Annotated in this window: 13 protein-coding genes; 10 read left to right on the forward strand and 3 right to left on the reverse strand. The window is 65.6% G+C overall.

Translation table 11 applies throughout. The annotated features are described in order from the left end of the window. Window positions 1-16: 16 nt before the first annotated feature. The 5 genes from XI04_RS38055 to XI04_RS38075 all read left to right on the forward strand — a co-directional run bounded on the left by XI04_RS38055 (window position 17) and on the right by XI04_RS38075 (window position 5,723). Window positions 17-778: an SDR family NAD(P)-dependent oxidoreductase gene (locus XI04_RS38055; RefSeq protein WP_038947833.1), complete on the forward strand. Its 762-nt coding sequence runs from the start codon at window positions 17-19 to the stop codon at window positions 776-778. A 17-nt stretch (window positions 779-795) separates the two neighbouring features. Continuing rightward, window positions 796-1,641, forward strand: coding sequence for a transketolase (locus XI04_RS38060; RefSeq protein ID WP_271609384.1), 846 nt, complete (start codon window positions 796-798; stop codon window positions 1,639-1,641). After that, window positions 1,638-2,648: a transketolase family protein gene (locus tag XI04_RS38065; RefSeq protein ID WP_271609385.1), complete on the forward strand. Its 1,011-nt coding sequence runs from the start codon at window positions 1,638-1,640 to the stop codon at window positions 2,646-2,648. The genes XI04_RS38060 and XI04_RS38065 overlap by 4 nt, the downstream gene beginning before the upstream one ends. A 160-nt stretch (window positions 2,649-2,808) precedes the next feature. Then, on the forward strand, window positions 2,809-3,834 hold the full coding sequence (locus XI04_RS38070; protein WP_028142961.1) for a TRAP transporter substrate-binding protein: 1,026 nt from the start codon (window positions 2,809-2,811) through the stop codon (window positions 3,832-3,834). After that, a complete protein-coding gene (locus XI04_RS38075; protein WP_271609387.1) occupies window positions 3,831-5,723 on the forward strand; it encodes a TRAP transporter large permease in 1,893 nt (630 codons plus the stop codon). The genes XI04_RS38070 and XI04_RS38075 overlap by 4 nt, the downstream gene beginning before the upstream one ends. Before the next feature lie 18 nt (window positions 5,724-5,741). Here the strand turns inward: XI04_RS38075 and XI04_RS38080 are convergent, their stop codons facing one another. The 3 genes from XI04_RS38080 to XI04_RS38090 all read right to left on the reverse strand — a co-directional run bounded on the left by XI04_RS38080 (window position 5,742) and on the right by XI04_RS38090 (window position 7,988). Next, window positions 5,742-6,323 (reverse strand): amino acid synthesis family protein, encoded by a 582-nt coding sequence (locus XI04_RS38080; RefSeq protein ID WP_271609388.1) that lies wholly within the window; start codon window positions 6,321-6,323, stop codon window positions 5,742-5,744. Window positions 6,324-6,330: 7 nt separating this feature from the next. Beyond that, the gene (locus XI04_RS38085) at window positions 6,331-7,194 is read right to left on the reverse strand and encodes a fumarylacetoacetate hydrolase family protein (protein WP_038971522.1); all 864 of its coding nucleotides are present in this window, start codon (window positions 7,192-7,194) and stop codon (window positions 6,331-6,333) included. A 92-nt stretch (window positions 7,195-7,286) separates the two neighbouring features. Beyond that, complete coding sequence (locus tag XI04_RS38090; protein WP_028142965.1) at window positions 7,287-7,988, reverse strand: GntR family transcriptional regulator; 702 nt, start codon at window positions 7,986-7,988, stop codon at window positions 7,287-7,289. Window positions 7,989-8,100: 112 nt separating this feature from the next. On the opposite strand from XI04_RS38090, the gene XI04_RS38095 reads away from it, so the two are divergent. The 5 genes from XI04_RS38095 (at window position 8,101) to XI04_RS38115 (ending at window position 12,045) form a co-directional block, all read left to right on the forward strand. Continuing rightward, window positions 8,101-9,093, forward strand: coding sequence for a zinc-dependent alcohol dehydrogenase family protein (locus tag XI04_RS38095; protein ID WP_271609389.1), 993 nt, complete (start codon window positions 8,101-8,103; stop codon window positions 9,091-9,093). Window positions 9,094-9,109: 16 nt separating this feature from the next. Beyond that, on the forward strand, window positions 9,110-10,012 hold the full coding sequence (locus tag XI04_RS38100) for a VOC family protein (RefSeq protein WP_028142967.1): 903 nt from the start codon (window positions 9,110-9,112) through the stop codon (window positions 10,010-10,012). Between the two features lie 67 nt (window positions 10,013-10,079). Continuing rightward, complete coding sequence (locus tag XI04_RS38105; RefSeq protein ID WP_271609390.1) at window positions 10,080-11,054, forward strand: tripartite tricarboxylate transporter substrate binding protein; 975 nt, start codon at window positions 10,080-10,082, stop codon at window positions 11,052-11,054. Between the two features lie 131 nt (window positions 11,055-11,185). Further along, the gene (locus XI04_RS38110) at window positions 11,186-11,551 is read left to right on the forward strand and encodes a hypothetical protein (RefSeq protein WP_271609391.1); all 366 of its coding nucleotides are present in this window, start codon (window positions 11,186-11,188) and stop codon (window positions 11,549-11,551) included. Window positions 11,552-11,652: 101 nt separating this feature from the next. Further along, window positions 11,653-12,045 (forward strand): FixH family protein, encoded by a 393-nt coding sequence (locus XI04_RS38115; RefSeq protein ID WP_038947844.1) that lies wholly within the window; start codon window positions 11,653-11,655, stop codon window positions 12,043-12,045. The last annotated feature ends 51 nt before the right edge of the window (window positions 12,046-12,096 follow it).

A 12,096-nucleotide genomic window follows, 5' to 3' on the forward strand; every position in this document is an offset into this window, starting at 1 on the left:
TTCAGGGAGGATCACAATGCTGCTACGCGGCAAGACAGCCATCATCACCGGAGCGGCCTCGCCGCGGGGCATCGGCCTTGCAACGGCCCGCCGCTTTGCGGCCGAAGGCGCCCGGGTCGCCATTCTCGACATCGACGGTTCAGCCGCGGAAGCCGCCGCGCGCGGACTCGAATCCGGCACTGGCGAGCCGCATCTTGGCCTCGCCTTGGACGTCACCGACAAGCAGGCCTGCATCAAGACCGTTGAAGCGGTCATCGCGAAATTCGGTCAGATCGACATCCTCATCAACAATGCGGGCGTGACGCAGCCGGTGAAGCTTCTCGACATCACCCCTGAAGATTGGGACCGTATCCAGGACGTCAATTTGAAGGGCATCCTGTTCCTGTCGCAGGCGGTGATCCCGCATATGCGCAAGCGCAGGAGCGGGTCGATCGCGTGCATGTCGTCGGTCTCCGCCCAGCGCGGCGGCGGCATCTTCGGCGGACCGCATTACTCGGCAGCCAAGGCCGGCGTGCTCGGCCTCGCCAAGGCGATGGCCCGCGAATTCGGGCCCGACGGTATCCGCGTCAACTGCGTGACGCCGGGCCTGATCGGCACCGATATCACCGCGGGCAAGCTCACCGACGAGATGCGGACGAAGATCCTCGAGGGCATACCGCTCGGCCGCCTCGGCGAGGCCGCCGACGTCGCGGGCATCTACACTTTCCTCGCCTCGGACCTGTCGGCCTACGTCACCGGTGCGGTCATCGACGTGAACGGCGGCATGCTGATCCACTAGGCGAGGAGGAGATATACATGGCAAGACCGACACTCCCGAACGCACCGACGCTGGCACAGCGCGCCCGCAATATCCGCCGCAACGCCTTGCTGATGGGCGAGGTCCAGGGCCAGGGCTATATCGCCCAGGCGCTCGATATCGCCGACGTGCTGGCGGTGGCCTATTTCCACGCGATGCGCTTTCGCGCCGAGGATCCGGTCTGGGAAGGCCGCGACCGTTTTCTGCTCTCGAACGGGCACTATGCGATCGCACTTTATGCGGCGCTGATCGAGGCCGGGATCATTCCGGGGGCGGAGCTCGCGACCTATGGCTTCGACGAGAGCCGTCTGCCCATGTCGGGCATGGCCTCCTACACCCCGGGCATGGAGATGTCCGGCGGCTCGCTCGGCCTTGGCCTCGGCATCGCCGTCGGCATGGCGCTCGGGCTGAAGCGCAAGAATTCGGCGGCGCGAATCTTCACCCTGTTCTCGGACGGCGAGCTCGACGAGGGCTCGAAATGGGAAGCCATCATGTCTGCTGCCCATCACAAGCTCGACAACATCATCGCAGTCGTCGACGTCAACAATCAGCAGGCCGACGGTCCCTCCAAGCAGATGCTCGGCTTCGAGCCGCTGGTCGATAAGCTCGAGGCCTTCGGCTGGTTCGTGCAGCGCGTCGATGGCAACGATCTCGACGCAGTGGTGGGGGCTTTCGATGCCGCGACGGCGCATGCCGAGCCGAAGCCTCGCATGATCGTCGCCGACACGTTGATGGGCAAGGGCGTTCCCTTCCTGGAGCAGCGTGAGAAGAACCATTTCATTCGCGTCGAGCCGCATGAATGGCAGCTCGCGCTGTCTGCACTGAACGCGGGAGACCAGTCATGAAGTCCGCCGGATCGACCCCCTCGGCAAAGCCGCGCCTGACCACGTCGGCCATGATCGCCTCGATCGCGGCGGAGGGCCAGCGCACCAAGCCCGCCCCCTTCGGCCACGCGCTCGTCGAGCTCGCCCGCAGCCGCGAGGACGCGGTCGGCATGACCGCCGATCTCGGCAAATACACCGACCTGCACATCTTCGCGCAGGCTTTTCCCAATCGTTACTACCAGATGGGCATGGCCGAGCAGCTGCTGTTCGCCGCAGCCTCGGGGCTCGCCGCCGAAGGCTTCATGCCGTTCGCGACGACCTACGCGGTGTTCGCCTCGCGCCGGGCTTACGACTTCATCCACCAGACCATTGCGGAAGAAGACCGCAACGTGAAGATCGCCTGCGCGCTGCCAGGCCTGACCTCGGGCTATGGACCCAGCCACCAGGCGGCCGAGGATCTCGCCCTGTTCCGCGCGATGCCGAACATGACGGTGATCGATCCCTGCGATGCGCACGAGATCGAGCAGGTCGTGCCGGCGATCGCCGCGCATCGCGGACCGGTCTATATGCGCCTGCTGCGCGGACAGGTGCCGCTGGTGCTCGACGAGTACAATTACCGGTTCGAGCTCGGCAAGGCTGCGTTGCTTCGTGACGGTGGCGACGTCCTGATCATCTCCTCGGGCATCATGACCATGCGCGCGCTGGAGGCGGCCCAGGCCTTGTCGGACGACCGCATTGATGCGGCTGTCCTGCACGTTCCGACCATCAAGCCGCTCGACACCGAAGCGATCCTGCGCGAAGCGGGCAAGCCCGGCCGCCTCGTCGTCGTCGCCGAGAACCACACCGTGATCGGCGGGCTCGGCGAGGCCGTGGCGACGCTGCTGATGCGCGCGGGCGTTCATCCCGCGTTCCGGCAGATCGGACTTCCCGACGAGTTTCTCGCCGCCGGCGCGCTGCCGACGCTGCACGACCGCTACGGCATCTCGACCGCGGAAGTGAAGCGGCAGATCAAGGAGTGGCTGCGCTAGCAGCCCGTCTTCCCGATCCACGACGGACATGCTTCGTCGCGCCGCTGCGAAGAACGACGGCTGCTGTCCAATGCCGGCGCATCGAGAGCCGGCCAGCAGCAACACGGGCGGTGAAGAGCCGCCTTTACATCAACCAATCCATGCTCGACAGGAGGAAACGATGACCTTGCGCAAGCCGATAACTCTCAGCCGCCGCAAGTTGCTCATGGCCGGCGCCGCCGTGCCGCTATGTGCCATTCTCACCCGCCCGGCCTCGGCCGCGGAATTCACCTACAAGCTTGCGACGGGGCAGGATCCGACGCACCCCGTCAACATCCGCGCCAAGGAAGCTGCCGACCGCATTCGCGAGGCGACGAGCGGGCGGCTCGAGATTAATCTGTTCCCGGCGAACCAGCTCGGATCGGATACCGACCTGTTGACGCAGGTCCGCAACGGCGGCGTCGAGTTCTTCAACCTGTCCTCGCTGATCCTCGCGACGCTGGTGCCGGCCGCAGGCATCGTCAACCTCGGCTTTCTCTTCACGAACTATGACGCGGTCTGGAAGGCGATGGATGGCGAGCTCGGCGCCTATATCCGCGCGCAGATCGCGCGCACGCCGATCATGGCGGTGTCGAGCCCCTGGGATAACGGCTTCCGCCACGTCACGTCGTCCGGCCGCGAGATCAGGACGCCGGACGATCTCAAGAACTTCAAGCTGCGCGTGCCGGCCGCTCCCAATCTGACGTCGTTGTTCCAGGCGCTCGGGGCAGGCCCCGCGCCGATCAATTTCAACGAGGTTTACTCCGCGCTCCAGACCAAAGTGGTCGACGGTCAGGAAAATCCGCTGCCGATCATCGCGACGGCCCGGCTGTACGAGGTGCAGAAGACCTGTTCCCTGACCGGGCATGTCTGGGACAATTACTGGATCCTCGGCAACAAGCGCGCCTTCGAAAAGCTGCCGAAGGATGTGCAGCAGATCGTGACACGCGAGCTGGATCGCTCGGCCAAGGACGAGCGTGCGGACGTCGCCAAGCTCAGCGAGTCCTTGCGCGCCGACCTGACCGCCAAGGGCATGCAGTTCATCGACGTCGACCGCGGCGCATTCCGCCAGGCCCTGGCGAAGACCAGCTTTTACGCCGACTGGAGGGCCAAGTTCGGCGATGAGGCCTGGACTCAGCTCGAGAAAGCGGCGGGCAAGCTGTCATGACCGCGATCAACCATATGCCTGGGATCGATCAGGGCGCCGCCGGTGCGGCGCCTCAATCCGGTGTGCACCGCTGGGCCGTCGCGGCCAACAAGGTGCTTGGTCATGTGGTTGCGATCCCGGCGGCGCTCCTGGTGCTCGCCGAGATCGTCGTTTTGTCGGCCGGCATCGTCGGACGATATGTCTTTCACGCTCCGATCATCTGGGCGGATGAGCTTGCCGGCATCCTGTTCCTGTGGCTCGCCATGCTGGGATCGGTGATCGCGTTCCAGCGCGGTGAGCACATGCGGATGACGGCCATCATCGGCATGCTCCGTCCCGACGCACGTGCCTTCCTGGACGTCGTTGCCGCCGCGGCATCGCTGGCATTCCTGCTGCTGGTGGTCCACCCTGCCTACGAGTTCGCGGCCGACGAGGTGTTCGTCACGACCCCGGCGCTCGAAATCGTCAACAGCTGGCGGGCTGCCGCGTTACCCGTTGGCATCGGATTGATGCTGGTCGCGGCGGTCCTGCGGCTCGCCCGCATCTCGAGCCTGCGCAGCCTGCTCGCGGCTGGGGCGCTCGTCGCCGGCATCATCGCCGCGCTCGTCCTCATCGCGCCGGTATTGAAACCGCTCGGCAATCTCAACCTGCTGATCTTCTTCGTGGTCATCGTCGGCGCCATGGTGCTGGCGGCGGTACCGATCGCCTTTGCCTTCGGTCTTGCCACCGTCGGATATCTGGCGCTGACGACGAACACGCCCGATGTGGTCATCATTGGTCGCATGGACGAAGGCATGAGCCATCTGATCCTGCTGGCCGTGCCGCTCTTCGTGTTCCTCGGCCTGCTGATCGAGATGACCGGCATGGCGCGGGCCATGGTCGGCTTTCTCGCCAGCCTGCTCGGCCACGTGCGCGGCGGCCTGCATTATGTGCTGGTCGGCGCAATGTACCTGGTGTCGGGCATCTCCGGCTCGAAGGCGGCGGACATGGCCGCCGTGGCGCCGGTGCTGTTTCCGGAGATGACCAAGCGCGGCGCCAGGCCCGGTGATCTCGTGGCGCTGCTCGCGGCGACCGGGGCCCAGACCGAGACCATTCCGCCGTCGCTCGTCTTGATCACCATCGGCTCGGTGACGGGCGTGTCGATCGCGGCGTTGTTCACCGGGGGGCTGCTGCCCGGCATCGTGCTCGCCATCGGTCTCTGCGCCGTGGTCTGGTGGCGATACCGGGGCGAGGACCTGTCGCATGTGAAGCGGGCCACGGGGAGGGAGATCGGCCGCGCCTTCGTCATTGCCATCCCGGCAATGGCGCTGCCCTTCGTCATCCGCGCCGCGGTGGTCGAGGGCGTCGCCACCGCGACCGAAGTTTCGACCATCGGCATCGTCTACTCGGTGCTCACCGGGCTCCTGATTTATCGTCAGTTCTCCTGGCGCCGCCTCTACCCAATGCTGGTGGAGACCGCGTCATTGTCCGGCGCGATCCTGCTGATCATCGGCGCTGCGACAGGGATGGCGTGGGCTCTGACGCAATCGGGCTTCTCGGCCTCGCTTGCAAAGTTCATGACGGCTCTGCCGGGCGGAACGCCTGTCTTTCTCGGCGTGACGATCCTCGCCTTCGTCATTCTGGGCAGCGTGCTGGAAGGCATCCCCGCCATCGTCCTGTTCGGGCCGCTATTGTTTCCGATCGCCCGCCAGGTCGGCGTGCACGAAGTGCACTACGCGATGGTCGTCGTGCTCGCGATGGGTATCGGCCTGTTCGCCCCGCCATTCGGGGTCGGCTATTACGCGGCCTGCGCCATCAGCCGCATCAGTCCCGACGAGGGTATCAAGCCGATCGTCGGCTATATCGTGGCCCTGCTGATCGGCACGCTGATCGTCGCGGCGGTCCCGTGGATCTCGACCGGCTTCCTGTGACGCGGAGACGGGCGGCGCTCACCGCTGCCCGTCATGCACGGAGATCTCCGACGCCTCGAGGCCGCCGATGCGCGCGTGCGGTCGGCCGCCGGTTGCCATCACGAGGCCGAAGGCGATCTCGTCGCGCCGCGGCGCGTCCCACAGCGTCATCTCCGCGGTGCCGAAATGGCTGCGGACATAGGCGGCGTGGATGTGGCCGAGCGGCACCATCAGGCGCGTGCCCGGACCGCCGATGGTCTTCGCCGCCGGCACGATGGCTTTGGGTTGACCCAGCACCTCGCGCACGCCGTGACCGCCGGCTTCATGCCAGACGGCGCCATGCTCGAGCTCGCCGTCTTCGCCGACGATGATGCCCTTGCCATAGGCTTCGATCCGCGGCGCACCGCCGAGCTGTGCGATCAGCGCGCCAGCGAGCTCGCGCCCGAGCTCACGCAAGGCCGCCTGGAACGGCATCAGATCGGGCTCATAGCGGCCGGCGAAAGGATTGCGGATCACCGCGACGGCGGTTCCGACCAGCAGCGGCTTCTCCAGCCGTGGGCCGCGCTCATGCCAGATGGTCTCGACGCTGAGCGCGGTCTTGCGAATATCGTAGGACGACATGCTGAAGCTAGGCCTCGTCCACGACGGGATTGCTGAGCACGCCGATGTTCTCGATCTCGACCTCGACCAAATCGCCGGGCTTGAGGAAGATCGGCGGCTTGCGGGTGAAGCCGACGCCGGCCGGCGTGCCGGTGGCGATGACGTCGCCGGGCACGAGATCGAAGATCGTCGAGCAATATTCGATCAGCCGCGGGATCGAGAAGATCAGCATCGAGGTGTCGGAGGACTGCACGGTCGCGCCGTTGACGCGCGTCTCCAGCTTGAGCTTCGTGGGATCGCCGATCTCGTCCGGCGTGACCAGCCACGGTCCGAACGGGCCGGTGCCGACGAAGTTCTTGCCGGAGGCGATCTGCTGGGCGTGGCGCTGCCAGTCGCGCACGCTGACGTCGTTGTAGATCGAATAGCCCGCGACATGATTCCATGCATCGGTCTGGCTGATATGACGGCCGCCCTTGCCGATGACGACGGCGAGCTCGCCCTCCCAATCGAAATTGTCCGAGACCTTCGGCCGGATCACCGGCGCGTTGTGCGCAACCTGGGAACGCCAGACCCGCAGGAAGATCGGCGGAAATTCCGTGATCTCGCGCTTCATGCCGAACGCCACGGCTTCGTTGTGGTGGTCGAGATAATTGCGCACGGCGCAGACGATCTTCTCGGGCCGCGGGATCACCGGCAGGTATTTGACGTCGCTCAGCGCCAGCGTGGGCTTGTGCCCGGCGACGATCGCCTCGCGCCTGGCGTAGTCATCGCTGCCGAGAAAGTCCGCGAGCGTGGGGTACTGGGGCAGGGCGCGGCCCAGATCCACCACGCGGTTTTCGACAACGGCGCCCCAGCTTTCCCGATTTCCATCCAAGAACGACAGCAGCTTCATGATTTCGCCCTAACGGTTTCGATTTTCGATCTGATGTATTATTTTCGAAAATTAGGCCGGGCGCAAGCCCACCGCGTGAAGATGCAGGTCTCCTATTCGGCGTCGAGCAGATGGCCGGCGTATTTGGCGACGTTGTCGGAGGTCGAGCGGATATGGGTCTCGATCAACTGCACGGCGAGATCCGCGTTGCGTGAGATGGCGGCCTGCATGATCGCCTGGTGCTCGCCGGCCTTGTCGCGCGGGCGCGGCCTGAAATTGGCGGAGAGATGCCGGTAGCGTTCGGCACGGTCGAACAGCTCGGCGCGAATGGCGAGCAGCGTCGCCGAGCCGCAGGCGGAGACCAGCGCCTGGTGGAACTGGCGATGCGCGATCTTCCACTCGGGATCGCGCAGGGGATGCTCGGGATCGCGCTGCTCGATCCGCTTCAATCGGTGCAGTGTGGAGATCACGGCGATTTCCCAATCGTCATCGCCCCGCTCGATCGAGCGGCGGATCAATTCCACCTCGATCAGCACCCTTGCATCGGTGACCTCCACCAGATCCTGGCGGCTGACCGGCGCCACGCGAAAGCCGCGCTGCTCTTGGGCATCGACCAGGCCTTCGGCGGCGAGCGCGGTCAGCGCCTCGCGCAGCGTGGTAAAACTGGCGCCGAAGCGTTCGCGCAGCACGTCGAAGCGCAGCGGCTCGCCGGGCGGAAGGGCGCAGGCAATGATCTCCTCGCGCAGCCGATGCGTGATGTCGGCGGCGATGGTCTTGCCGAATTCCTTGCGGGGGCGGACGGCGCTCTCGGGCATGGGACCTGTCGCTGAATCGATGCCTCAACATGCCGCGCTAACGACCATCTTGCAATAATTTTCGTAAACGGTATGATTTTCGAAAATATGGTCCCAGGGAGCGCGTGAAGTCATGAGGGCGGTGCTGGTGCGTCAGCCGGGTGGGCCGGATGCACTCGAATTGGTCGAGCTTCCGGTGCCTCTGCCCGGAGCCGGCCATGTTCAAATCCGGGCCGAGGCGTTCGGGGTCGGTCAACCCGACGTGCTGATCCGGCGCGGCGTCTACAAATGGATGCCGCCGCTGCCGGCCAATCCCGGCAACGACGTCGCGGGGCGCATTTCCGCGCTCGGGTCCGGCGTCGAGGGCTTTGCCATCGGCCAGAAGGTGCTGCTGAGCGCGCGCGATCTGTCCCAGCGCGGCGGCTGCTATGCCGACGTCGTGGTCGCGCCCGCGGATGCCGTTCACGCGCTGCCGGACAATGTCGATCTGCAAGCGGCCGTGTGCTTGTCGAACTACCAGGTCGCTTACGCACTGCTGCACGAGTGCCGCCATCCGCGCGCGCCCGCAAGCGCGCTGGTAATTGGAGCTGCCGGCGGCGTCGGCACGGCGCTGGTGCAGCTGGCCAAGCTTGCCGGGATGACCGTCATCGGCACGGTCTCGACTGAAGAGAAGGCCGCGTTCGCCAGGGCGAACGGCGCCGATCACGTCATCTTCTACCGGAGCGAGGATGTCGTGGCGCGCACCCGCGAGCTGACGGATGGCGAGGGCGTCGGCCTCGTGCTCGATCACGTCTGCGGGCCCGAGTTCACCTCTTATCTCGGCGCGCTCGGCAAATGGGGCACGCTGCTGTCCTACAACGCCTTCGCCGGTTTGCCGGAAAAAAATCTGATGGCGGCGATGCGCGATCATCTCGACATCTGTCCGGCGATCCGCTGCTTCTCCTTCCACATCTACGACCACGATCGTGACGGACGCCGTGGCCTGATGCGCAGCGTGATCGAGGCCTTGAGCCGCAATGCGATCAAGCCGGCGATCTCGGCGGTACTGAGGCTCGACGAAGTCAGCAAGGCGCATACGTTGCTGGAGCAGGGCTCCGCGCTCGGCAAGATCATCATGATTCCATGAGGGGATGGACCGCACGATGACACAAGCACCCATTGCACGCTTCACCCGGCTGCGACACGCGACCTTCACCTCGCCCGATCCGGAGCGGCTGCTCGACTATTATCGCGGCGTGATCGGACTTGGCCTCGTTGCCCGCGACGGAGACCGCATTTTCCTCGCCAGCGATTCCGAGCAGCTCTCGCTCGTGATCGAGCCCGGCGATGCCGCACTGAGCAGCATCGCCTTTGAGATCTCCCCGGAGGTCCAGATCGAGGCGCTGGGCGCCGCGCTGAAGCAGGCGGACTTACGGCCCGAGCTTCGGAGCGATCCCCTGCCGGGCGTGTCCCGGCTGCTGTCGTTCACGGATCCAGAGGGCACGCGCTTCGAGCTGATCCAGAGCTGGACGCCCACGCCCGCGCAGGAGCGGATCGGTGGCCTCGCTGTCGCCAAGCTCGGCCATGTCGCCCTTCGCACGCCCGATCCCAAGGCCGCTTCGGAGTTTTACGCGAAGGTGATGGGCCTGCGGGTATCCGACTGGATTGAGGACCGCTTCGTCTTCATGCGCAGCGGCTTCGAGCATCACACGTTGAATTTTGCGCTCGCGCCTGGCCGCGGTCTGCATCATTTTGCGTTCGAACTGCGGGGCCCCGACCACATGCATCGGGCCTGCGACCATCTCGCGCGTCACAAGCTCCCGGTGCTTTGGGGACCGGTGCGTCACGGCCCCGGGCACAACACGGCGATCTATCACCGCAATCCCGATGGGCATCTGGTCGAGTTGTTTCATGACCTCGACCGGATGGTGGACGAGGAGCTCGGCTATTTCGAGCCGCGTCCCTGGCATCGCGATCGCCCGCAGCGGCCGAAGATATGGGTCGGGCTGCCGCGTGACGTCTGGGGTATGCCGCCGTCGCCTGAATGCACGGAGTTCGCGCGTTAGCGCGATCATGACTTGAAGACGCCGCACGCGCTGTGGCCAACGACATAACAATTGAGGGAGAGCATCCATGCGAGGGATGAAGCGGCTTGCTGCGGCCATTTTTCTGTTCGGTGGTTGTCTGGTGACCCCGGCATGGGCGGACAATTATCCGTTGCGTCCGATCCGCCTGCTGCATGGCTTTGCCGCCGGCGGCGCCGCCGACACGCTGTCGCGAATCATCGCCGACGGGCTGTCGAAGAAGCTCGGGCAGCCGATCATCGTCGAGGCCAAGCCGGGCGCCGGCGGCAACATCGCGGCGGATGCGGTCGCCAAGGCGGCGCCCGACGGTTATACGCTCGGCCTCGTCACCGGTGCGCACGCGATTTCCGCGGCGACCTACAAGAGTCTCGCCTATCAGCCGGCCGAAAGCTTCGAGATGATTTCGACGCTGGTCTACTACGCGCTCGTCATCGCCGTGCGCAGCGACTATCCCGCAAAATCGCTGGGTGAGCTCATCGCCATGGCCAAGGCCAAGCCGGGTTCACTCAGCTTCGGATCGGTCGGCTTCGGCAGCACGCATCATCTTGCGGGAGAATTGCTCAACGCCACAGCCGGCATCGAGATCGTGCACGTGCCGTATCGCGGCGATTCGCAGTCCACCACCGCGCTGCTCGGTGGCGACGTTCCCGTCATCGTCGGCACGCCCGTGCTGCTGGCCCCGCAGATCCAGAGCGGCGCGATCCGTGGCCTGGCGGTGACCTCGCCGACGCGCACTGCGTTGCTGCCCGATGTCCCGAGCGTGCAGGAAGCCGGCATCAAGGGCTACGACGTGCGCACCTGGGCTGGCCTGCTGGCGCCCAAGGGAACGCCGTCCGCCATCATCGCCGCGCTCCATGCCGCGACGCTGGACGCACTCGGGGATCCCGAGCTCAGGCAGCGTCTGGAGACCGCCGTCGGCGGCGAGGTCCGCGGCAGCTCGCCGGAGGAGATGAAGACGCTGATCGAGACCGAGATCGCCAAATGGACCGGCGTGGTCGAGCGCGCGAAGATCCCGAAGATCTGACCCGGGCCGGCGGCAGGGTCGTACCGGCCGGCCCCTGGTCACGAATGCTTGATCCGGATCAACAAGCGCCACCGGCACTGGGATATGCTACGAGAGTTACGCTGCGACCTTGATAAGGTAACTCGATAAAGATGCGCCTCGTCCGTACCATCCTGGCATTCGCAATCGCCATATCCCTGGCGATGCTGCCCGTTGGCGCGTCCGCATCCGGGCTTGCCATGTCGTCGGACGACATGCAGGCGACCATGCAGATGGGCAGCGACGCCGGGATGGCGATGGACGATTGCTGCCCCGACATGAAGGGGACGCCCTCCCAGACTATCGGCTACAAATGCGGGATGGGTTTCTGCTGCGTCGGCGGCACCATCGCGCTCGATGCCATCAGGCCCGTCGTCTTCGGGCATTTCGCCGTAGCCGTGAGCACGATCGCCATCCCCGAGGATCAGGTCGTCTCCGTCCGCGGCAGCAGTCCTCCCTTCCGACCTCCTCGAATCTGATCTCGCAACAGCCGAACGCGCGCAGCACGTTTGCGCGCGACGACAACTGACGTGCGCGCTTCATGCGCCACGGCGAAAGATCAGATCATGAGGACAGGACAATGCTTTCCAAATTCAGCACCGCGGCGCTCGCCGCCACCCTTTCGCTTGCCGCCTCCGCCGCGATGGCGGGCCCCAGTGACTACGCCTTCGAGCCCGTCACTGCGCAAATGAAGAAGGGCGACGACGTCACGCTCTCGATTCGCCTGACCAACAAGCAAACCGGCAAGCCGGTGGCGGACGCCGTCATCTTCAAGACCCGCGTCGACATGGCCCCGGACGGGATGGCCGAGATGGAATCGGCGGTCGCGCCGCTTCCGTCGCAGGAGCCGGGCGTCTACGCCTTCCGGACGGACCTGCCGATGGCCGGCCGCTATCAGGTGACGCTGTCGGCGAAAGTGCAGGGCGAGCCCGAGACCGTCACCGGCAAGGTGATCGTCACGGCGACCAAGTGAGCGTGCGGACGCTGCTTGCGGCGTCCGGACTTCCTCCTTCCCCTCACATGG

It is taken from the genome of Bradyrhizobium sp. CCBAU 11430, assembly GCF_028128855.1.
In the GTDB taxonomy this organism is placed as follows: domain Bacteria; phylum Pseudomonadota; class Alphaproteobacteria; order Rhizobiales; family Xanthobacteraceae; genus Bradyrhizobium; species Bradyrhizobium ottawaense.

Coding starts and splice junctions, on each gene's coding strand:
- XI04_RS38055 (WP_038947833.1), top strand. CDS start 17: ATGCTGCTACGCGGCAAGACAGCCATCATCACCGGAGCGGCCTCGCCG.
- XI04_RS38060 (WP_271609384.1), top strand. CDS start 796: ATGGCAAGACCGACACTCCCGAACGCACCGACGCTGGCACAGCGCGCC.
- XI04_RS38065 (WP_271609385.1), top strand. CDS start 1,638: ATGAAGTCCGCCGGATCGACCCCCTCGGCAAAGCCGCGCCTGACCACG.
- XI04_RS38070 (WP_028142961.1), top strand. CDS start 2,809: ATGACCTTGCGCAAGCCGATAACTCTCAGCCGCCGCAAGTTGCTCATG.
- XI04_RS38075 (WP_271609387.1), top strand. CDS start 3,831: ATGACCGCGATCAACCATATGCCTGGGATCGATCAGGGCGCCGCCGGT.
- XI04_RS38080 (WP_271609388.1), bottom strand. CDS start 6,323: ATGTCGTCCTACGATATTCGCAAGACCGCGCTCAGCGTCGAGACCATC.
- XI04_RS38085 (WP_038971522.1), bottom strand. CDS start 7,194: ATGAAGCTGCTGTCGTTCTTGGATGGAAATCGGGAAAGCTGGGGCGCC.
- XI04_RS38090 (WP_028142965.1), bottom strand. CDS start 7,988: ATGCCCGAGAGCGCCGTCCGCCCCCGCAAGGAATTCGGCAAGACCATC.
- XI04_RS38095 (WP_271609389.1), top strand. CDS start 8,101: ATGAGGGCGGTGCTGGTGCGTCAGCCGGGTGGGCCGGATGCACTCGAA.
- XI04_RS38100 (WP_028142967.1), top strand. CDS start 9,110: ATGACACAAGCACCCATTGCACGCTTCACCCGGCTGCGACACGCGACC.
- XI04_RS38105 (WP_271609390.1), top strand. CDS start 10,080: ATGCGAGGGATGAAGCGGCTTGCTGCGGCCATTTTTCTGTTCGGTGGT.
- XI04_RS38110 (WP_271609391.1), top strand. CDS start 11,186: ATGCGCCTCGTCCGTACCATCCTGGCATTCGCAATCGCCATATCCCTG.
- XI04_RS38115 (WP_038947844.1), top strand. CDS start 11,653: ATGCTTTCCAAATTCAGCACCGCGGCGCTCGCCGCCACCCTTTCGCTT.